The organism is Megasphaera sp. UPII 135-E (genome assembly GCF_000221545.1).
Lineage (GTDB): Bacteria > Bacillota > Negativicutes > Veillonellales > Megasphaeraceae > Megasphaera > Megasphaera hutchinsoni.
The window spans coordinates 21,772-43,657 of sequence record NZ_AFUG01000004.1 but is presented as its reverse complement, the minus strand read 5'-3'; the positions used below and the strand labels follow the sequence as shown (position 1 = coordinate 43,657).

The 21,886-nt window shown below is 37.3% G+C and carries 22 protein-coding genes and 1 tRNA gene; 22 read left to right on the top strand and 1 reads right to left on the bottom strand.

Translation table 11 applies throughout. The annotated features are described in order from the left end of the window. Window positions 1-127: 127 nt before the first annotated feature. Entirely contained in the window at window positions 128-2,722 is a 2,595-nt protein-coding gene (gene clpB / locus HMPREF1040_RS00375) for an ATP-dependent chaperone ClpB (RefSeq protein ID WP_007391920.1), read from the bottom strand. Between the two features lie 222 nt (window positions 2,723-2,944). Between clpB and nth the strand changes: the two genes are divergently transcribed. From nth to infB, 22 genes are all read left to right on the top strand, one after another. Continuing rightward, window positions 2,945-3,574 (top strand): endonuclease III, encoded by a 630-nt coding sequence (gene nth / locus HMPREF1040_RS00370; protein ID WP_007391963.1) that lies wholly within the window; start codon window positions 2,945-2,947, stop codon window positions 3,572-3,574. A gap of 121 nt (window positions 3,575-3,695) precedes the next feature. Then, on the top strand, window positions 3,696-4,091 hold the full coding sequence (locus HMPREF1040_RS00365) for a hypothetical protein (RefSeq protein ID WP_007391889.1): 396 nt from the start codon (window positions 3,696-3,698) through the stop codon (window positions 4,089-4,091). 61 nt (window positions 4,092-4,152) lie between these two features. Further along, window positions 4,153-4,293, top strand: coding sequence for a six-cysteine ranthipeptide SCIFF (scfA, locus tag HMPREF1040_RS07745; RefSeq protein ID WP_007391939.1), 141 nt, complete (start codon window positions 4,153-4,155; stop codon window positions 4,291-4,293). A 61-nt stretch (window positions 4,294-4,354) separates the two neighbouring features. Beyond that, window positions 4,355-5,755, top strand: a complete 1,401-nt coding sequence (gene scfB / locus HMPREF1040_RS00360) for a thioether cross-link-forming SCIFF peptide maturase (protein WP_007391892.1) — start codon at window positions 4,355-4,357, stop codon at window positions 5,753-5,755. Further along, window positions 5,752-5,958 carry a hypothetical protein gene (locus HMPREF1040_RS00355; RefSeq protein WP_007391894.1) on the top strand — a complete coding sequence of 69 codons (207 nt, stop codon included), beginning with the start codon at window positions 5,752-5,754 and terminating at the stop codon, window positions 5,956-5,958. Before scfB ends, HMPREF1040_RS00355 begins: the two co-directional genes overlap by 4 nt. A 218-nt stretch (window positions 5,959-6,176) precedes the next feature. Continuing rightward, window positions 6,177-6,923 (top strand): Fe-S cluster assembly ATPase SufC, encoded by a 747-nt coding sequence (gene sufC, locus HMPREF1040_RS00350; protein ID WP_007391923.1) that lies wholly within the window; start codon window positions 6,177-6,179, stop codon window positions 6,921-6,923. Between the two features lie 13 nt (window positions 6,924-6,936). Further along, window positions 6,937-8,370, top strand: a complete 1,434-nt coding sequence (sufB, locus tag HMPREF1040_RS00345; protein ID WP_007391916.1) for a Fe-S cluster assembly protein SufB — start codon at window positions 6,937-6,939, stop codon at window positions 8,368-8,370. 15 nt (window positions 8,371-8,385) lie between these two features. Beyond that, window positions 8,386-9,474, top strand: coding sequence for a SufD family Fe-S cluster assembly protein (locus tag HMPREF1040_RS00340; protein ID WP_007391956.1), 1,089 nt, complete (start codon window positions 8,386-8,388; stop codon window positions 9,472-9,474). Between the two features lies 1 nt (window position 9,475). After that, the gene (locus HMPREF1040_RS00335) at window positions 9,476-10,696 is read left to right on the top strand and encodes an aminotransferase class V-fold PLP-dependent enzyme (protein ID WP_036257165.1); all 1,221 of its coding nucleotides are present in this window, start codon (window positions 9,476-9,478) and stop codon (window positions 10,694-10,696) included. Between the two features lie 14 nt (window positions 10,697-10,710). Next, window positions 10,711-11,142, top strand: coding sequence for a Fe-S cluster assembly sulfur transfer protein SufU (sufU, locus tag HMPREF1040_RS00330; protein WP_007391917.1), 432 nt, complete (start codon window positions 10,711-10,713; stop codon window positions 11,140-11,142). A 166-nt stretch (window positions 11,143-11,308) separates the two neighbouring features. Next, complete coding sequence (locus HMPREF1040_RS00325) at window positions 11,309-11,692, top strand: hypothetical protein (RefSeq protein ID WP_007391922.1); 384 nt, start codon at window positions 11,309-11,311, stop codon at window positions 11,690-11,692. 20 nt (window positions 11,693-11,712) lie between these two features. Continuing rightward, the gene (gene polA, locus HMPREF1040_RS00320) at window positions 11,713-14,283 is read left to right on the top strand and encodes a DNA polymerase I (RefSeq protein WP_007391937.1); all 2,571 of its coding nucleotides are present in this window, start codon (window positions 11,713-11,715) and stop codon (window positions 14,281-14,283) included. A gap of 10 nt (window positions 14,284-14,293) precedes the next feature. Beyond that, window positions 14,294-15,127 carry a DNA-formamidopyrimidine glycosylase gene (gene mutM, locus HMPREF1040_RS00315; RefSeq protein WP_007391900.1) on the top strand — a complete coding sequence of 278 codons (834 nt, stop codon included), beginning with the start codon at window positions 14,294-14,296 and terminating at the stop codon, window positions 15,125-15,127. A gap of 4 nt (window positions 15,128-15,131) precedes the next feature. Continuing rightward, window positions 15,132-15,734 carry a dephospho-CoA kinase gene (gene coaE / locus HMPREF1040_RS00310; RefSeq protein WP_007391921.1) on the top strand — a complete coding sequence of 201 codons (603 nt, stop codon included), beginning with the start codon at window positions 15,132-15,134 and terminating at the stop codon, window positions 15,732-15,734. A 27-nt stretch (window positions 15,735-15,761) separates the two neighbouring features. Further along, window positions 15,762-16,343 (top strand): lytic transglycosylase domain-containing protein, encoded by a 582-nt coding sequence (locus tag HMPREF1040_RS00305; protein ID WP_007391915.1) that lies wholly within the window; start codon window positions 15,762-15,764, stop codon window positions 16,341-16,343. A gap of 9 nt (window positions 16,344-16,352) precedes the next feature. Further along, window positions 16,353-16,437 (top strand) — tRNA-Leu (locus HMPREF1040_RS00300). Window positions 16,438-16,446: 9 nt separating this feature from the next. Next, a complete protein-coding gene (locus HMPREF1040_RS00295; RefSeq protein ID WP_007391957.1) occupies window positions 16,447-17,160 on the top strand; it encodes a hypothetical protein in 714 nt (237 codons plus the stop codon). Window positions 17,161-17,243: 83 nt separating this feature from the next. After that, a complete protein-coding gene (gene rimP, locus HMPREF1040_RS00290) occupies window positions 17,244-17,702 on the top strand; it encodes a ribosome maturation factor RimP (protein ID WP_007391906.1) in 459 nt (152 codons plus the stop codon). Window positions 17,703-17,716: 14 nt separating this feature from the next. Then, window positions 17,717-18,844 carry a transcription termination factor NusA gene (nusA, locus tag HMPREF1040_RS00285; RefSeq protein ID WP_007391932.1) on the top strand — a complete coding sequence of 376 codons (1,128 nt, stop codon included), beginning with the start codon at window positions 17,717-17,719 and terminating at the stop codon, window positions 18,842-18,844. Window positions 18,845-18,867: 23 nt separating this feature from the next. Beyond that, window positions 18,868-19,113 (top strand): RNase P modulator RnpM, encoded by a 246-nt coding sequence (gene rnpM / locus HMPREF1040_RS00280; protein ID WP_007391927.1) that lies wholly within the window; start codon window positions 18,868-18,870, stop codon window positions 19,111-19,113. Further along, on the top strand, window positions 19,113-19,424 hold the full coding sequence (locus HMPREF1040_RS00275) for a ribosomal L7Ae/L30e/S12e/Gadd45 family protein (protein ID WP_007391950.1): 312 nt from the start codon (window positions 19,113-19,115) through the stop codon (window positions 19,422-19,424). Before rnpM ends, HMPREF1040_RS00275 begins: the two co-directional genes overlap by 1 nt. Window positions 19,425-19,437: 13 nt before the next feature. Beyond that, a complete protein-coding gene (gene infB, locus HMPREF1040_RS00270) occupies window positions 19,438-21,873 on the top strand; it encodes a translation initiation factor IF-2 (RefSeq protein WP_007391908.1) in 2,436 nt (811 codons plus the stop codon). The last annotated feature ends 13 nt before the right edge of the window (window positions 21,874-21,886 follow it).

Below are 21,886 nucleotides of genomic sequence, written 5' to 3'. Positions count from 1 at the left end.
TGAAGAGATAAAAAAAGAAATACAAATAAGAAATAATATGCAGGAATAAAGATAAAAAATTCATATGTAGATAAAAAAAGAGCTGTGATTATATATCACAACTCTTTTGCTTTTACAGCATAACTCTTTAATTTTGGGGTCCTTCAGGTGTTAGGGGAGTGAAGGTAAATGCTGAATTAGTATAATCAATGCGAACAGTATTACCTTCTTTTATAGTACCCGCGATAATATCTCGACTTAGGGCAGTTTCTATCGTACGAGCAATTACACGGCGTAAAGGTCTAGCACCAAATTGTGGATCAAATCCTTGTTCAGCCAATTGTTTTAAGGCTGCATCAGAACATTGTAACCGGATATTAATTTGTTTTTCAAGGCGTTGGCTAAGACGGCGTAACAACATGTCTGCAATATGTAATACTTGTTCTTTTTGGAGTCCTTTGAATATAATACAATCGTCTACGCGATTTAAAAATTCTGGACGAAAATATTGTTTTAATAACTGGTGTACAGCTGCTTCGGCTGTTTGATTATCTTTTGCATTTAAGATTTCATGAGAACCTAAGTTACTAGTCATAATTATAATGGTATTTTTAAAGTTTACCATGCGACCTTTACCATCGGTTAAACGACCGTCATCCAATATTTGTAAAAGAACATTAAAAATGTCAGGATGAGCTTTTTCAATTTCATCTAATAAAATTACGCTGTAGGGATGACGCCTTACGGCCTCCGTAAGTTGGCCGCCTTCATCATAGCCGACATATCCGGGAGGTGCTCCAATAAGCCGAGATACGGTGTGCTTTTCCATATATTCGGACATATCAATGCGAACAATATTGCGTTCATCATTAAAGAGTACTTCTGCCAAGGCTTTAGCTAATTCTGTTTTGCCGACACCCGTAGGTCCTAAAAAAATAAAGGAGCCAATGGGGCGTTGCGGATCTTTTATACCTGCCCGAGCACGCAAGATTGCATCACTTACAATTTGTACCGCTTCATCTTGTCCAATTAATCGTTGGTGTAATGTTTCTTCAAGGTGTAGTAATTTTTCTCGTTCTCCCGTTAGCATTTTGGCAACAGGAATACCGGTCCAACGACTTACGACTTGTGCAATATCTTCTTCACTTACTTCTTCTTTTAGTAATTGGGCATCTTGGTGATTAGAGAGATAGGTTTCTTGTTCCTTCAATTTTTTTTCTAGTTCTGGTAATTTCCCATATTTTAATTCCGATGCCTTTTCTAAATTATATTCTCGTTCGGCCTTTGTCATTTCTCCTTTTACGGCATCAATTTCTTTTTTTATCGCTTGGGTACGTAAAATTGCTTGTTTTTCTGTATCCCATTTTTCATTTAACGATTTTTCTTCTTCTTGTAATTCTACTTTTTTCTTTTGGATTTTAGATAATCGTTCTTTTGATGCGTCATCGGTTTCTTTGTTCAACGATTGTTCTTCGATTTCTAGTTGCATTACTTTGTGACGTAACTCATCTAAAGGAGCTGGCATAGATTCAATTTCTGTACGTAATTTAGCGGCTGCTTCATCGACCAAATCGATGGCCTTATCGGGAAGAAACCGATCTGAAATATAACGGTCTGAGAGTACGGCTGCAGCAACTAAAGCGTTGTCACGAATACGTACACCATGATGAACTTCATAGCGATCTTTCAATCCCCGTAAGATAGTGATTGTATCTTCTACATTAGGCTGATTTACCATGACGGGTTGAAACCGCCGTTCTAACGCGGCATCTTTTTCAATATATTTTTGATATTCGTTTAAGGTTGTTGCCCCGATACAACGAAGTTCGCCTCGGGCTAACATCGGTTTTAAAATATTGCCGGCATCCATAGAGCCTTCTGAGGCACCGGCCCCAACTACTGTATGTATTTCATCAATGAATAATAAAATTTGTCCATCCGATTGTGCGATTTCATTTAGTACAGATTTTAGGCGTTCTTCAAATTCGCCACGGTATTTTGCTCCAGCAATCAAGGAACCCATATCTAGTGAATATAGGGTTTTGTTTTTTAATGATTCTGGTACATCACCACTGACAATACGCCGAGCAAGACCTTCGGCGATAGCCGTCTTGCCTACACCTGGTTCTCCGATTAATACAGGGTTATTTTTGGTACGACGGGATAAAATTTCAATGGTACGGCGAATTTCATCGTCTCTTCCAATTACGGGATCTAATTTGTTTTTTTGTGCTGCTTCGGTTAAATTGGTGCCGTATTTTTGTAAGGCGTTATAACTGTCTTCTGGATTATCGCTGCCAATTCTTCCTTTGCGATGTTTTTTTAACGAGGTTAGTACACTATCTTTGGTTAAACCAAAGGTACGACAAATGGATTTGATTTCTTCATCACCGTCCTGAACAATCCCCGCTAAAAGATGTTCCGTACTTATATAATCATCTTTAAGCGAATCGGCGAGTTGTTTAGCACGACCTAAAACTCTTATCATTTCGGTTGCCATGGAGAGGCGGCTTTGTCCTTGAACGGCAGGTATTGCGTTCAAGTATTTTTCAAGGCGAGCTTGTAGCATGGGAAGATCCGTATGACAATCTTGATATATGCTAGTTAATATACCTTCTGGGGTGGTAATGAGGGATAATAATAAATGGGCTGACGTTATTTCTTGATGATAGCGTAACGCCGCATTTTGTTGAGCATTTTGTAATGCTGTTAAGGCTTTTTGTGTATATTTTTCATTATCCATATATATGACCTCCTTATCTAATATATTGGATATATATCATTGTTGAATTCTTATTACATTTTTTATTATAATCGCAAAAGTCGAAAAGTCAATAGAAAAAAATAAAAAAAGTCAAAAAGTCAAAAAAGAATCCAGAAAAATATAAAAAAGACAAAATAGGAGAGAGCGTGTATAATAAAAACAGTAAGATTATAGCGTGTTTATGTATAAAGAGGAAGAGATATGGTAACAAAGAAAATAAAATTAGAAATGTTAGAAAGATTTCAACAGCAATATGGTATTTTAAAACCGGCATTACATTACAATACGCCGTTTGAATTATTGGTGGCGGTTGTTTTATCGGCCCAATGTACAGATGAACGTGTAAATATTGTTACGGCGGGTTTATTTCCTATGTATAGTGGACCGGAAAAAATATTATCGTTAGGGCTTATGGGATTAGAAGAAAAAATACATACTTGCGGATTATATCGAAGTAAAGCTAAAAATATTTTGGCTACGTGTGCTATCTTATGTGAACAATATCATGGTGAAGTACCTTGTACTTTTGATGAATTAGTAAAATTGCCTGGTGTAGGCAGAAAAACAGCGAATGTATTAGTTAGTGTGTTATTTGATGTGCCAGCTATTGCTGTTGATACACATGTATTTCGAGTAGCTAATCGGTTGCATCTGGCCGTAGGAAAAACACCCTTAGAAGTAGAACGCGGATTGAAAAAAGCGATTCCTATGATGTGGTGGAGTCGTGCTCATCATTGGCTAATATGGCATGGTCGAAAGATTTGTAAAGCGAGAAAGCCACTGTGCAACCAATGTTTTCAAGAAGATCTCTGTCCATATGGAAAAGCGTAAGGAAAAGGCGAAGTGATTTGATATATTTTTTTTACATATATTCATTGACAAATAAGAAACGATAACATACGATAAAAAAAGTAATATACTTAAAATATGCAATGGGGAGGTTGGTCGTCCGATGGAGTTGAACTATATGAAGGGAACCTATGTAGATGAACTTTTATGGAACGGACACCCAGTGTTATTTGTTCTTGAAGGATTAGGCAAAGAAGAGAAGATAAAAGCACAACAGTATGGGGAAATGATTTGGCATTGGATTGTTACACATAGCCATGAGTTTGCCAAAAAAGCTTCTCGTATTGCTGCTTTTAAAAATAAAAAATGGCGAGCTGAGGAAGAAGGGGAAGTTTCTTCTGCTGATGTTATGCGGTGTTTTGAAAGCATTACTTCTGTACATTCAACGTATGAAAAAGGATTTGACGTGTTTTTTGATGGGAGATCTTTGTTTAGAGAACGATCGATTGTTATTCATGTGGGTAGAAACTATGTATTAGAAGGGGTGCAGTTATTATAGTTGTAGATTTTAAATAGGTATGGTAAAATAAAAAAGTATTGACAGTGAGGTGAATAAAACGATGGCAAAACATATTATCACGATTAACACGGAATCTATTCAAAAGACCACGCAGCATGCGGGCTGTAGTGAATGTCAAACATCATGCCAGTCTGCTTGCAAAACGTCTTGTACCGTAGGCAATCAGGTTTGCAATAAATAAGTGTTTATTGAAGGGACGCCCTTTACCTTGCGGTAAAGGGTATTCTTTTTTAGGAGGAACAATGGCGAGTAAGATAAAACCGATGATTCATAAATATTATCATAAAGGCACGTATATGTTATTAGACGTGAATAGTGGTATTATCAATGTTATAGATAAAATTACATACGATGTATTAGATGTCTACGATGGAACGAACAAGGCACAAGTATATGATACGTTTGCTTTACGGTATACAAAAAAAGAATTAACTGAAACATTAGAAGAGTTAGATGAATTGATAAAAGAGCAATTGTTATTTGCACCTATGTGTGAATCATTTGAGGTCGTTGCAAAAGAAAAACCGATTGTTAAATCGTTGTGTTTAAATATTGCTCATGATTGTAATTTGCGATGCCAATATTGTTTCGCTTCACAGGGAGATTACGATACGCATAAGCGAGAATTGATGAGTTTTGATGTGGCAAAACGTGCCGTAGATTTGTTAATTCAAAGTACGGAGGGAAAAAGGCAGCATTGTGAAATTGACTTTTTTGGTGGCGAGCCATTAATGAATTTTGATGTTGTCAAACAGACGATTGAGTATGTTCGAGAACAAGAAAAAAGGCATGATAAGGTATTTAAATTGTCATTAACGACAAATGGTATGCTGTTAACGCCAGATAAGGTTAAGTTTTTAACGGATAATCATATTAGTCTTATTTTAAGTTTAGATGGTAGACGAGAAGTTCATGATAGGATGCGTCCCTGTGCAGGTGGCGGTGGTTCTTATGATGTTTGTGCAGAACGGTTAAAATATGCGGTACAACATCGGAATGGTGAAGAATATTATGTGCGTGGAACATTTACAAAATATAATTTAGATTTTACTAAGGATGTTGCCCACATGGCCGATTTGGGATTTGATGGACTATCGATGGAACCCGTAGTAGGTGATGAAGCCACTTATGCTATTACGGAAGAGGACTTGCCGCGTATTTTTGAAGAATATGATCGATTAGCTGATTTTTATTTGGAGCGATATTTTAGTGGACATCCGATTATTTACTATCATTTTATTATGGATTTATATCGAGGACCATGCATCGCTAAACGGTTGCGAGGATGTGGTGCTGGACATGAATATATGTGTGTTACTCCCGATGGAAATATATACCCGTGTCATCAATTTGTAGGACAAGATGAATATATATTGGGGAATGTTTATGATGGTATTACGGATGAGGTATTGCCGCCTATTTTTAGAGATATGCATGTATTGAATAAGGATCGCTGCTGTGCTTGCTGGGCTAAGTTCTTTTGTAGTGGTGGTTGTCATGCAAATAATATTAAATATGGTGGGACCATACAAACACCGTTTGAATTGAGTTGTAAGATACAGAAAAAACGTATTGAGTGTGCTATGTATATTCAAGCTATATTAGCGTTAAAACAACAAGAAAAAGAAAGGAAGACCGTATGAAAAAGCTAGTACGCGTATTATGGGCGGTTGTTATTTTTTATTTAGTCTATTCTTTATATGTAGAAGGAATACGTAGTTTTACCGTGTTATTGTTGGTCCTTGCTATGTTATTATTCGGTATGGAAGAATGGAAAGGGCGTTCTTCTTATCGAAAATTGAGAAAAAAAGAAATAGTTAGCTCTACGGAGAAGTTAAAAAAGTAGAAATAGTCGGCATTCGCTTTGAAATTGAGAAATATTATCATGCGAATGCCGCTTTTTTGTGATAATGAAGAGGATTATCAGAGATAAAGAAAATGAAAAAAATAAAAATAAATGCTAGTAATTTGGTTGACTTTATGACCAACATGGAGTACGCTAAGTGTAGTTAAAAGGTATAGATTGTTTTGATAAATTGAATACAGATGTAGGAGTGAATAGATATGAGTGAGTTATTAAGAGTGGAAGGGTTAAAAATTGCTATTGAAGGCAAAGAAATCCTAAAGGGATTAGATTTAACTATTCGAACTGGAGAAATTCACGTGATTATGGGATCTAATGGCGCAGGTAAGTCGACCTTATTTAATGCCGTTATGGGAAATCCCACATATGAAGTGACGGCAGGTCGTATTTTTTTTGAAGGGAAAGATATTACGGATGAACCGGTTAATGAACGTGCGAAAGCAGGCATTTTCATGGCTTTTCAATCACCTATTGCCGTGCAAGGTATTTCCGTAGAAAATTTTATTCGTAATGCGAAAGGAACCATTACGGGCGAAACGCAACGAATTATGCCATTTCGTAAAAAGTTACATAAGCAAATGGATTCATTACATATGGATCGTTCTTATGCAAAACGATATATTAATGACGGATTTTCTGGTGGTGAACGTAAAAAAACAGAAATTTTACAAATGTGTATGTTAGAACCGAAATTGACAATGCTCGATGAAATTGATTCTGGTTTGGATGTTGATGCTGTACGTATCGTATCACAAACGGTAGAACAATATCATGACAAAAACAATTCGATTATGGTTATTACCCATCACAGTGAAATATTGCAAAAATTACAACCTGATTTTGTTCATATTCTTATTGATGGACGTATTGTTAAAACTGGTGATGCATCACTTATTAAAGAAATCGAAAAAAATGGGTATGATGCATATAAAGCACAAGTAAAATAGGAGGCAGAAAACGATGGCTGACGATAAGCAATTGGAATTGGAAGCGGAACGTGAAAAACTGCAATCCTTATCTGATATGGGGAATATGTATAATTTCCGCAAAGATTTTAAATATTCTTATAAAACAGATGCCGGTCTTACACCGGATATTGTTCGTGAAATTTCTCGAAAAAAAGATGAACCCGAATGGATGTTGAATTTTCGGCTTAAATCATTAGAGCTTTTTTATAAAATTGATTATCCTAATTGGGGACCTGATATTAGTGAACTTGATATGGATAATATAGTTACATATGTGCGACCAGATGCTAATATGAAGGCGAATTGGAATGATGTGCCAGAAGACATTAAAGATACTTTTGATCGTCTGGGTATTCCTGAAGCAGAAAAAACGTCTTTAGCCGGTGTAGGTGCACAGTATGATTCGGAAGTCGTGTACCACAGTATTCAAGAAGATTTGGTTAAGCAAGGGGTTATTTATACCGATTTTGATACGGCGTTAAAGCAGTATGAAGACAGTGTGCGGCGCCATTTTATGAAACTTGTGCCGCCAACGGATCACAAATTTGCCGCTTTGCATGGGGCTGTATGGTCGGGCGGTTCTTATGTGTATGTGCCGGAAGGGGTAGACGTGGAAATTCCGTTACAAAGTTATTTTCGCCTCAATGCTCCGGGAGCGGGTCAATTTGAACATACGCTGATTATTGTGGAAAAGGGTGCGAAAGTACATTTTATTGAAGGCTGCAGTGCCCCGAAATATAACGTTGCCAATTTGCATGCCGGCTGTGTGGAATTGTTTATCGGCGATGATGCGACCTTGACGTATTCGACCATTGAAAACTGGTCCAAGAATATGTACAATTTAAACACGAAACGTGCTATTGTAGGGAAAAATGGCACGATTAATTGGGTTACCGGTTCTTTCGGGTCGCATACATCTTGTTTATATCCGATGAGTATTTTGAATGGTGAAGGTGCTCATTGTGAATTTACAGGGGTTACTTTTGCTGGAAAAGGTCAATTTTTGGATACAGGCTCAAAGGTTATTCATAATGCACCGCGTACAACAAGTAATATAAATTCTAAATCTATTTCTAAAGATGGTGGAGCATGTATTTATCGAGGTAGTGTTATTGTTAAAAAGAATGCCGAAGGATCGAAGGCAACAGTCAGTTGCGAATCTTTGATGTTGGATGAAGAATCGCAATCTGATACGATTCCTGCTATTGTCGTAGATACAGATAATATTGATTTAGGACATGAAGCTAAAATTGGGCGTATTTCCGATGAAGCTATTTTTTACTTGATGAGTCGTGGTTTGAGTGAAGATGATGCACGGGCTATGCTTGTACGTGGTTTTGTGGAACCTGTATCGAAGGCATTGCCGTTAGAATATGCTGTAGAAATGAACAATTTGATTAATTTAGAGTTAAAAGGTTCTATGTAAGGGAGGAGGATAGACATGACAGTAAAAGAACAATATAACCAACTCCCACGGCCAACTTTTCGTTGGATGAAGGTGAATTATTTGGAACTACCTCAGTTGACACCGTTGGCGACGAAACATGTTGATGTGTTAGAACGGCATGAGGGAGATGTGCAAGTTGAATTTTATATGGATGATAGAATTCCCGAGTTTCATGATTTTGAAGGAGCTAATCCCCGGGTGAGAGATTTGGCTTTACATCAACATAATACAGGTTGCCAGATTACTGTTCCTGTTGCAGGCCAAGGTGCAGTATGGTTACATTATACCGTTACGAAAGAAGCACCACAAATTATTGGTCAATTATATATCAAGGCCGCAGCTGATAGTGATGTAAAGGTATTTATTACTTTTGATGGTGACGCACCAGAGGGAGAAGTGAATTTATTTCAATATGTACAAGCGGCAGCGGGTGCACGGGTACGAGTAAGTAAGTTGCAATTACATGGTGATCATGTTCGGCATATTGATCATCGGTTAACACGTATTCACGAATCGGCATGTGTAGAGTTTGTAGGTGCTGAATTAGGTGGCAAAGAAGTGTTAATTTATTATAAAGGTGATTTATCTAAAGCCGAAGGTGAGTATAATTTTTATAGCACATATATCGGTGCAGGTTCACAAGTTTTTGATTTTTCTTGTGAAGTTCCGATGAAGGGAGAAAAAACAAAAACCGATATTATTAATACAGGTGCTTTAATGGAAACGGCAAAAAAATCTTTCCGCGGAACCATTGATTTCTTACGTGGATGCAAAAAAGCGTTTGGCTCAGAATCAGACAGTTGCTTGCTATTGAGTCCTACCGTGCATTCTGTTTCTATTCCGTTGCTGTTATGTAAGGAAGATGATGTTGTAGGGAATCACGCATCTAGTGCTGGACAAGTGGATAAGGACATGTTGTTTTATTTGATGAGTCGTGGTTTTGATGAAGCCGGTGCTCAATTAATTTTAGTGGAATCTAATGTTCGTCCCATCATTGATAAATTAGGTGATGCTGATATGGAAGAAAAGGCATTACAAGCCGTGCGGGATAAGATGAAAATTTGTTATGAGAAAGGTGAATAATATGCGTAATGTACGTGATGACTTCCCGATTTTAAAAAAGGTTCATAATGGACATCCGTTAGTATATTTTGATAATGCTGCGACGACACAAAAACCTCGGAAGGTTATTGATGCCATTGTTGATTTGTTAGAGCATCACAATGGCAATCCTCATCGAGGTGCACATATTCTTTCCGTTGAAGCAGGTGAGTTGTATGACCAAGCACGGTTAGCGGTGCGGCGTTTTATACATGCTCCATCGGTTGATGAAATTATTTTTGTGCGGAATACAACAGAAGGGTTAAATTTAATTGCGAGAAGCTATGGTGAAACTCATCTAAAAAAAGGTGATACGATTGTTTTACCTATTTCAGAACATCATTCTAATTTGGTTACGTGGCAACGGGTATGTCAAAAAACAGGTGCTGAATTAGTATATATGTATTTAGATAAAGAAGGTCATTTTACACCAGAAGATTTAGCTAAAATAGATCAGCATACTAAGATTGTTTCTTTTGCTGCTATTAGTAATGTTTATGGTATGAAACGTCCAGTAAAAGAAATTGTAGCAAAAGCACATGCAGTAGGAGCAATTGCTATTGTTGACGGAGCACAATCGACACCACATATAAAGACAGATGTACAAGATCTTGATTGTGATTTTTATGTTTTTTCAGGGCATAAGATGTGTGGATCGGCTGGTACAGGTGTAGTATATGGTAAAAAAGCACTCTTAGAAGATATGGAGCCGTTTTTGTTAGGCGGCGACATGATTGAATATGTGCAAGAACAACATACGACATATAATGTATTGCCATATAAATTTGAAGCGGGATCGCAAAATGTAGAAGGTGCGGTTGCTTTAAAAGCGGCCATAGAATATTTAGAAGCATTGGGTATGGATGAAATTGAAGCACACGAACAAGAATTAACCACGCGGTGTTTGGAAGGAATGAAAAAAATTCCCCATATTCATATTATTGGTTCGCTTGATCCGAAGGAAAAAAATGGTGTTATTTCTTTTACCATAGAAGGGGTACATCCACACGATGCGGCAACGATTCTTGATAGTTTTGGAATTGCGATTCGATCGGGGCATCATTGTGCACAACCTTTAGGGGCTCATTTGGGCATCGAAGCGTCTAATAGAGCAAGTTTTTATATTTATAATACACCTGAAGAGATCGATTACTTTTTGGACAAGTTGCCTTTAGTTAGAAAACAAATGGGATATAAAGAGTAAGGAGTTTTACAGCCATGGAAAATATGAATGAATTGTATTCGGATATCATTTTAGAACATAATCAATGTCTAGAAAATAAACGTTCTCTTGCAGAAGCGGATATTCATGAACATGGGCATAATCCAAGTTGTGGTGATGATATTACATTACAATTAAAATTTGATGGAGATATAATTAAAGATGCTGCATATACGGGTCAAGGTTGTGCGATTAGCCAGGCCTCAGCAGATATTATGATCGATCTTATTAAGGGAAAGTCTGTGTCAGAGGCGTTACAACTAGTGAAGTTGTTTTTAGATATGATTAAGCGTGAAGTGACCGATGAGGATGTATTAGAAGAATTAGAAGATGCGATTGCTTTAAAGAACATATCGAATATGCCAGCACGAGTAAAATGTGCTGTATTGGCATGGCATACCTTGCAAGCTGCATTAAATAAAAAATAACAGTGAATGTGTATTGTGAGCATGTAAAGAGATGTGAAAGTTTGTTTTTTCACATCTCTTTTTATGTAGATTTTTTATATTGTTGTGGAATTATATAGTTATAGGTAGGGGGGCATAAGTGTGTTATAATAAAATAATAGCTTCATAGGTAGAGGAGGAATGATGGATGAAATGCCGCAATTGTGATAATGATGCCGTATATACGGATGGATTATGTGAACAATGTGAACACCATAAAGAAGCACAAGAAGCACGTGTGATGTCTGACTCTGAACGAATAAATTTTTCGGGGCAAACGATTAATGAAGACGGGACGATTTATGAAGAAACAAAAAAGATACATCCGGAAAAAAAAGCATCGCATGGATATATTAAATTCGGTATTAAAAATGCCTCTTGGCGTGTAAAACTTGCCTTGGGATTTCTTGTTTTTTGCATGGCAGCTATTATTATTGGTGTTATTGGTTTGATCGTGCAATTAATTCCTGTATTGTTGGTATTATTAGGAGTATATATTGTATATACTCTTGTCAAAGCATTATTTCGATAAAGAGAATTGAGGCGTAGGCGATGAAAGAAAAATTAGTTATCATTGATGGGAGTAGTTTGTTATATAGAGCGTTTTATGCAATTCCTATGTTAACAGATAGTCGCGGCAATTATACGAATGCTGTATATGGATTTTTAAACATGCTCCTTAAATTATATGAAGAATTACAGCCTAATTATGTTGCTGTAGCATTTGATAAAGATAAGCATACGTTTCGTAATGATATGTATGCTGGATATAAGGCAACGAGAAAACCGGCCCCAGATGAATTACGACCTCAATTTGCTTTGATAAGAGAAGTATTAGCTAGTTTAGGAATTGCAGTTGTAGAGATGGATGGGTATGAAGGTGATGATATTTTAGGAACAATTGCAACTCATTCAGTAGAGCATAATTTGGATATTGCCATTGTGACAGGTGATCGGGATGCCTTACAATTAGTTAATGATCAGATTACAGTTTATTTAACTAAAAAAGGGATTACTACTATGCTAGCGGTAACCCCAGATGTTATGGTTAAAGAATATGGATATACACCTGAACAGGTAGTGGATATGAAATCGTTAATGGGGGATACGGCTGATAATATTCCAGGGGTACCAGGTGTGGGAGAAAAAACAGCACGAAAATTAATTGATGAATTTGGCAGTATTGATGGTATTTATGCAAATGTAGACAATGTGACTGGTAATAAATTAAAAGAAAAACTAAAAAGTAATGAAGAGATGGCTCGGCTTTCTAAAAAGTTAGCTACTATTCATTGTGATGTACCGATATCTTACACATTAGATATGTTTGTGCCAAAACCAAATGAAGGGGAAGCAGGCACATTATTTAGACAATTAGGATTACAAAGTTTATTATATCGGTTTGCTGGGTTTGATTGTTTTTCTAATTTAGGTAAAAGTGAAAAACAGATTTTTATGGAGAGTATCGAAGAAGTTCAATTTTTGCCAACAGATATGGCGGGAAAAGTAGTGGCAGTAGGTATACAGTGTAATGATGAAAAGCCAGTTCCATGTATAGATAAGATGGTAATTGTCATAGAGAATAAGGGAATGATTGTACCTAACACAAAGATCAGTTCATTTATTAAGGAATTTGGTACAGCAAAGCAAATTATTACCTTAGATGGGAAATTGCTATATAAGGCGATGCATATGATTAATGCACAAAGAATTCCCGTAGGAGATGTTGTCTTAGCAGCATACTTATTAGATCCGACTCGTTCTTCATATGATATCGCTTATTTAGCAGAGCGGTTTGATGTGGATGCGTTACGTCGAGAAAAACGAGATCTATTATATGACACATGGGGGATTTCCGCTGTGTGGGAACAAGAAAAAGAGGCTTTACAAACGGCGGGGTTAATGAATCTGTATGACAACATAGAAAAACCATTGTTGTATACGTTGGGAATTATGGAAAGCAATGGTTTTACTGTGAATATGACTCGTTTAGAGGTCATGAAAAAAGAACTAGTGCACCAGGCAGAACAGTTAGAAAATACTATTTATGATGCGGCGGGAGAAATCTTTAATATTAATTCACCCAAACAATTAGGCCATATTCTTTTTGAAGTTTTGCGATTACCCGTAATGAAAAAAACGAAGACGGGCTATTCAACGAATATTGAGGTGCTAGAAGCATTATTGGATAAGCATCCTATTATCGATAACATTATTCGTTTTCGTACCTTGAAAAAATTAATTTCGACTTATTTAGAAGGATTAAAACCATTGGTATTTGAGCAGACAGGACGGGTATATACTTCGTTTAATCAAATGGTAACGGCGACGGGGAGATTAAGTAGTTCTGATCCGAATTTACAAAATATTCCTATTCGTACAGAACAAGGGAAAAAAATTCGCTCTTTGTTTGTTCCTGGCAAGGGATTTGACTATATTGTTTCGGGGGATTATTCGCAAATTGAATTGCGAATATTGGCTCATCTATCGCAAGATCCTACGATGATTGATGGCTTTAAAAAAAATCAAGATATTCATCGTCGGACGGCATCGGAAGTGTTTGGCATTCCGATGGAAAAAGTTACGGCAGAAGAGCGGGCACATGCTAAGGCAGTTAATTTTGGTATTATCTATGGGATTAGCGATTTTGGTTTATCGCGCAATATTGGTATTTCAATTCAACAAGCTAAAGTATATATTGAATCTTATTTTGCGAGATATAGTACGATTCAAGTGTATATGGAAAAACTTATTGAAGATGCACGAACAACAGGTATTACACGAACGATGTTTGGTCGATTGCGTAGTTTAGGCGATATTCATAGTAAAAATTTTGCTCGCCGTTCGATGGCAGAACGGATGGCTATGAATACACCCATTCAGGGAAGTGCAGCTGATATTATTAAACTGGCTATGAATGCGGTGCAAGTGGAATTAGAAAAAGCACAGTTACGCAGTCAATTGTTAGTACAAGTCCATGATGAATTAGTTTTAGAAGTACCTAAAGAAGAATTAGATATAGTACAACATCTGTTAAAAACTACGATGGAAGGGATTGTATCATTATCCGTGCCATTGGTAGTAGATCTTCATTATGGAAGTAATTGGGAAGAAGCAAAATAGGAGGGTATATATGCCGGAGTTACCAGAAGTCGAAACAATTCGTACTGCTCTAGAATCATATATAGTCGGGAAAAACATAGAACGGGTAACTGTCGGTTTACCACGCTTAGTAAAGAATGTATCTGTTTTAACGTTTCAGCAGAAAACACAAGGTTGCACGATTTTGGGTATTCGTCGACGGGGAAAATATTTAACGCTGCTTCTTTCTGGTTCAGTACATGTGGTGATTCATTTACGCATGACAGGTAGGCTGTTATATATGGATAGGTTGCCTGCAATGATGGATTATATACATATTTATTTTCGACTAAATAAAGGTTTTTTGGTGTATCATGATGTACGTACATTTGGTGGCTTTTGGTTGGTACCAATAACGGGGATGACTGGTATTGATGGATATGATTCGTTGGGACCGGACGGAAATAGTCCTAAGTTTACAGCCACTTATTTATATCGGTTGGTGCAAAAAAGAAAAAGTACGATTAAGGCAGTGTTACTTGATCAAAAAGTAGTAGCAGGATTAGGTAATATATATGTTGATGAAGCACTATTCTTAGCTAAAATTCGTCCTGATGAAAAGGCTAATGTTCTTTCGTTACATGCTTGTAAAGTCCTACATGAAGCAATAAATCAGGTGTTAACTCAGGGAATTTCCCATGGGGGAACGACGATTCGGGATTATGTAAATGGAATAGGTAAAAAGGGATCCCATCAGCATTTTTTGCAAGTTTATGGGAAAGAGGGAAGTCCCTGTCCACGGTGTGGTCATACGATACAGTATATAAAATTGGGAGGACGGGGGACACATTTTTGTCCTTTATGTCAAAGGCGAAAGGGAAGATAATACTATGTATAAAATTGGTTTAACGGGAGGAATTGCCTCTGGTAAAAGTACGGTTGTAGATATGCTACGACAGGAAGGGGCATGTGTAGTTGATTGTGATATTTTGGCAAGAGAAGTAGTGGCTCCTGGAACGGTGGGATTACAACAAGTAGTCAATGCCTTTGGCGAGCATGTGTTACGGGAAGATAAGTCGTTGAATCGAGATAGGTTAGGAAAACTGGTTTTTGGAAATGAAGTTAATAAAGAACGGTTGGAACGTATTTTATTTCCGTTGATTTTTTCGTCTTTGCAAGCAAAAATGCAAGAATTGGCAAGGTTGAATTGTAAACTTGTTTTTTTGGACATGCCTTTATTATTTGAAGTGAATTATCAAACGCAGGTAGATGAAGTTTGGGTTGTTTATGTCCCACGCGATATCCAATTGCATCGTCTTATGCTGCGTAATGGCTATGAGCAAAAAGAGGCAGAAGAGCGTATTCATTCGCAGTGGACGATGGATAAAAAAATAAAGTTGGCTTCTGTGATTATTGATAATCAAGGAAGTTTAGAAGATACGAAAAAACAGATAAAACAGCAATGGGTACGGTTGCAACGGGAAATAGTGTAGTGGTGATTCGTTGTTTAGGAGGTTAGTTTGAGAAAAAAAAAGGCAACACATTTTCGTCTAAAATTGATAGTCGCTATTATGGCGATTTGTATATGTGCGACCTATTTTTATTCATGGAAAAATGTGGTTATGCGTCAATTTGTATACCCTTTGCAGTACGAATATTTGGTTCGTCATTATGCTGCACAAGAAGGAGTAGAACCAGCATTGGTAGCATCGGTTATTTTAGTGGAAAGTAAGTTTGATAAAGAAGCGGCATCTCATCGAGGGGCACAAGGACTGATGCAGATTATGCCGGATACAGGGGAATGGATAGCTAAAAAAATGGGTGTACGATCTTTTCATCCAGCCCAATTAGGGGATGCTCGAATAAATATTCGCATGGGTACATGGTATTTATCATACCTTATGCGGGTCTATAAGGGTAACAAGGTGTTGGCATTGGCTGCTTATAATGCGGGGAGAGGATATGTCGATTTATGGATTCAAAACTATGGTTGGACCACAGATTTTTCAGAAATTGATAAGATACCCTTTGCAGAAACACGTGAATATGTTAAAATAGTATTGCTGAATGAACAGCAGTACAAGCTTTTATATGATTTTTAGTTCTTTTACGCGGTTGTGGCGGAACGGCAGACGCGCTGTCTTCAGGCGGCAGTGATCAACGATCGTGTGGGTTCAAATCCCACCAACCGCACCAGTGTGAATTATGGATAAGACATTGATTGAAACATTCAAACAGTGGAATATCACTTCTGTTCTCCCACTCTCCGTGGGAGCTTTTCAATTGTTAGAAGTGTTCGATGTAGTGAGTGAACAGGGTGTAGAAAAAGAATTTTGTTTGTTTCGTTACTTAAATCGTGATAATGGTTGGTTTGTGAAAGCCGTTTTTAATTTATCTTCGCATGAATTTTCTGTTCGTGTAAATATTGGGATGCTAGAATTTTCTCTTATTGAATTTATTACAGATAAATGGGAATATTTTCAGCAAATGGTTGCATCTCGGTTAGCTTCTATAATTGATGGACATTATGTGCATCGAGAAAAAAACGTTATGTCGATTGTACGTGAAAAGGGGATTACCAAAGTAAATTGGGAGTCGTTTTTACCTACTCAATATAAGTCATTTCGGCGAGATATAAGTCCTACAAGTGCAGTGCAAATCATTAATGGATCTTATATGATATTGTCTTATTATGATGTAATAACAAGAAGTGGTTTATCATTGATGTATAATTTGTTGCGCGATGATTTTTTTGCAGAACAACGAGTATACAATTTCCCTAATTTAGTACATGATTTTGATAGTTCTACTATACAAGATGTACAACGGGCAGTGCAATCACGATTGATAGGTGTATTAGATGAACTGGAACAGACAGTTCAGGCAGAACAAATGACACGAGATGAACAGAACATGTGATAGGCAACAGGCTTATGGTTATTGTAGAGTGGGGCTTCCCACTCTTATCTTTTACATCTGTATTTTTTATAAGGTGGGGTATTATGAAAAGAGAAACAATTGAACAATATGTGGCAGACAAAGTTGAAGCCATGTTAACAAACACTGCGTTAGAGTTAGTTGATGTGGAGTATGTTCGGGAAAAAGACTGGTATTTACGCGTGTTTATTGATAAAGAAGGCGGCGTTGACTTAGAAGATTGTCGAAGCATAAGTGAACAATTAAGCAAACTTCTTGATCAGGATGATCCCATTGGTGATTCTTATTTGTTAGAAGTATCATCCCCAGGATTAGATCGAATTTTGAAAAAAGAAAAAGATTTTATTCGCTATGCTGGTCGTATGGTGGATATTCATCTGTTTGCACCTCTTTCAGGGACAAAAGCCCTAGTGGGAAAATTGATGCAAAAAAAAGAAGATAAGCTGTATATTTTAATAGATGAAGAAGAATGTATATTGGAAATGAAACAGATTGCACAAGTTCGTTTACATATTGATTTTTAATGGAGGTTGGACACGTGAATAAGGAATTACTTAATGCCATTGCGTTTTTAGCAAAAGAAAAAGGAGTGGCACCTGATGTTATTTATGACTCGTTAGAAGCGGTATTGCTTACAGCATATAAAAAAGAACCTGAGGCAAATCCGATTGCAGATGTGGAATTCAATCGAGAAACAGGTGATTATCGTATTGTTGCGGCGAAAAATGTGGTGGAAACGGTAACAAATATGAATGAAGAGATTTCTTTAGAGGACGCACAGCAGATTCATTCGTCATATGAAATTGGGGATATGATTCATGTGGATGTTACACCTAATAATTTTGGCCGCATTGCTGCACAGGCGGCTAAGCAAGTAATGATTCAACGGTTGCGTGAGGCAGAACGTAGTATGGTGTATGATGAATTTTATAATCGGACTGATGATGTTGTTACAGGCTTAGTACAGCGTATTGAAAATAAAAATGTATATGTTGATTTGGGTAAAGCGGAAGCCATATTACCACCAACGGAACAAATACCGAGTGAAACTTATTATATTGGGCGTCGTATTAAGTGTTATGTTGTAGAAGTACGAAAAACGACGAAGGGAGCACAAATTTTAATTTCTCGCACCCATCCAGGATTGTTAAAACGTTTGTTTGAATTAGAAGTTCCAGAAATATATGAAGGTGTAGTAGAGTTAAAATCAGTAGCACGAGAACCAGGAAAACGATCCAAAATTGCTGTTTTTTCACGGGATGATAAGGTAGATTCTGTGGGGGCTTGTGTAGGGCCTAAAGGCGTGCGTGTGCAAAATATCGTGACGGAATTACAGAATGAAAAAATAGATATCGTAAAGTGGGATGAAGATTCAGCTGTATATATTGCAAATGCTCTTTCGCCAGCACAGGTGTTTTCAGTTACAGTGGATGAAGAAAATAAGATGGCAAATGTTATCGTACCAGATTTTCAATTATCATTGGCTATTGGTAAGGCCGGGCAGAATGCAAGATTAGCAGCAAAACTTACAAATTGGAAGATAGATATAAAAAGTGAAAGTCAAGCACAAGGTGAGGAAACGAAAACAGTAGAATTAGAACAGTCGGAATGTTCGGATATTTTACATGAAATAGCTAATCTTTCGGAGGTTTCTGAAGTAGAATAGGAGGTACGGATGAAACAAAAAAAATGCCTGTACGTGTTTGTGCAGGATGCCAAGAACAAAAGTTAAAAAAAGATATGATTCGGATTGTACGAACGGCAGAAGGGGAAGTAATGGTAGATTCGACAGGACGTAAAGCAGGTAGAGGGGTATATCTTTGTCATGATGCGCAATGTTTGGCAAAAGCTCGTAAAGAACATCGTTTAGAGCGTTCATTGAAGGCTACCGTATCTGATGAAATTTATGAGAGTGTATTACAGGATTTAGTGTGATGTTGCAGAATCGGATTTTAAATTTATTGGGATTAGCTTGTCGAGCTCGTAAAATTATTAGTGGGGATAAACCAGTTTTACAGAGTTTACAAAATCAAAGACCAAGATTAGTATTTATTGCAGCGGATGGAAACAGGGATAAACAAGATAAGTATCGTTATATTTGTGAACAACAGCATGTACCAGTGATTGATATTTATACAAAGATGGAACTAGGTAGTGCTGTAGGGAAAAAAGAGCATATTGTTGTGGCACTTCTTGATGAAGGTTTTGCGGCAGCGATTCTGAAGGTGTTGAAAGAAATGAAATAAAGGGGGTACGTTGATGAGTAAAAAACGGGTGTATGAAGTAGCTAAAGAGTATAATAGATCGATCAAAGAAGTAATTGACTTATTGTCTAAACAAAATATTAAAGTTACGAATTTTTCCGGTGTAGATGAACAAATGGAGCAAATTATTGCTCGAACATTTGCTCATGAAGTAAGGTCAACCCAAAAAGATGACCATATAAAAGTAGAGGGAACACAGCATAATACAAGTGGAAATATGCATCATCAAGATAATAAAAATCACGGATTTACAAAAGCGGTTGAAACGAAAGAAAAGAATACGTCTGTGACGTTACATCAAGGGCAGGGTGTGAAACAAGAAAAGACACATTATTCGGATCATAGACAAGCTTCGGAGAAAGAGCATTTAAAAAAACAGAGCAAAGGAGTTTCTGATAAGGTGCATGTATCGGATAAACCAAACGATAGACATAGTAAAATAAATGGGACTCATGGAAAAGGTGAAAATAAGCGAACAAAGATTTTTGCAAAAACACAGGATATGTTGGGAAAAAATGATAATAAAAAGAAGAAGAACCCCAATGGGCGTAATGGACAAGGGGGGGCACGTCCGCATACGCTACTTTCTAATGTATTGAATAAGGGAAAGCATAAAAATAATAAAAATCAAAAGACATTTCATATGACACAGGAAGGTAATAATGCGACTCAGCAGAAAAAAAATTATCCGACGGAAATTGCCATTCCGGAAACAATTATTGTTAAAGATTTTGCCGAACGGCTAGGGCGGGATGTCGGAGAAGTTATTAAAAAATTATTGTTAGGTGGTATTATGGCCACGATTAATCAAGAAATTGATTTTGAAACGGCATCGCTTATTGCGGATGAATTTGGTGTTACGGTTACTGCGGAAGAAGCACCAGCTGATCCTACTGAAATTGAAGAAATTGAAGATGCTCCAGAAACATTACAGATTAGACCGCCTGTTGTTACGATAATGGGACATGTTGACCATGGTAAGACAAGTTTGTTAGATGCGATTAGACAATCTAATGTAACTAGTCATGAAGCTGGTGGGATTACGCAGCATATAGGGGCTTATCAGGTGCGGTATAATGGTAAAAAAATTGTTTTTATGGATACACCGGGGCATGAAGCGTTTACCGCTATGCGTGCACGGGGAGCCCAAGTAACGGATATTGCAGTTTTAGTGGTTGCAGCGGATGATGGTGTTATGCCACAAACAATTGAATCAATCAATCATGCTAAATCTGCTGGTGTGCCTATTATTGTTGCCATTAATAAAATGGATAAAGAAGGGGCTAATCCCGACCATGTTATGCAGCAATTGACGGAATATGGGTTAGTTAGTGAAGCTTGGGGTGGCGATACGATTATGGTACCCGTATCGGCACATAAAAAGATGGGGTTAGATGAATTATTAGAAAATATTCTTGTTTTAGCGGAAGTATCTGAATTAAAGGCTAATCCGAATCGTCCAGCACAGGGTGTCGTTATTGAAGCGAAGTTAGATAAAGGCAGAGGTCCAGTTGCGTCTGTTTTAGTACAAAAAGGGACGTTACATGTAGGGGATACGATTATTGTAGGACCTTGTTTTGGTAAGGTTCGGGCGATGAATAGTGAACGTGGAGAACGTGTAAAAAAAGCGGAGCCATCTATTCCTGTTGAAATATTAGGCTTGAATGATGTGCCTGAAGCAGGCGATATTTTAAATGTAACGGATGAAAAAACAGCACGGTCGGTTGCAGAAAAACGAATGGAAAAGAAACGCACATCTGCATTGCGGGCGAATGCCAAAGTTACTTTGGATGATTTATTCAATCAAATTCAGCAAGGGGAATTAAAGGAATTGCCTATTATTATTAAAGGCGATGTACAAGGATCGGTGGAAGCACTTAGTCAGTCGTTATTAGGGATTAAGAGTGATGAAGTACGTATTGCTATTGTACATGCAGGAGTGGGTGCTATATCTGAATCTGATATTATGTTAGCATCCGCATCTAACGCTTTAGTAATTGGCTTTAATGTGCGTCCTGATGCAGCGGCTCGGAAGGCAGCAGAACATGAAAATGTAGATATGCGGATGTATCGTGTCATTTATGATGCGTTAAATGATGTTGAATCGGCTATCAAAGGTATGCTTGAAAAGAAATATGAAGAACATATTGTGGGACGGGCGGAAGTAAGAAAAGTTATTTCTACACCGAAAGTTATTGTTGGTGGTTCTTATGTAAAAGAAGGAAAAATTACAAGTTCATCCAAGGTTCGCTTAATACGGAATGGCATCGTAGCATATGAAGGGGAAATCGATGGTTTGCGTCGATTTAAAGATGATGTAAAGGAAGTTGCGGCAGGATATGAATGCGGCATTACATTGGATAAATATCGCGATATCAAAGAAGGCGATGAAATTGAAGCGTATGAAATGGTAGAAATCGCTCCGGAATAAAGGAGGTGTATAC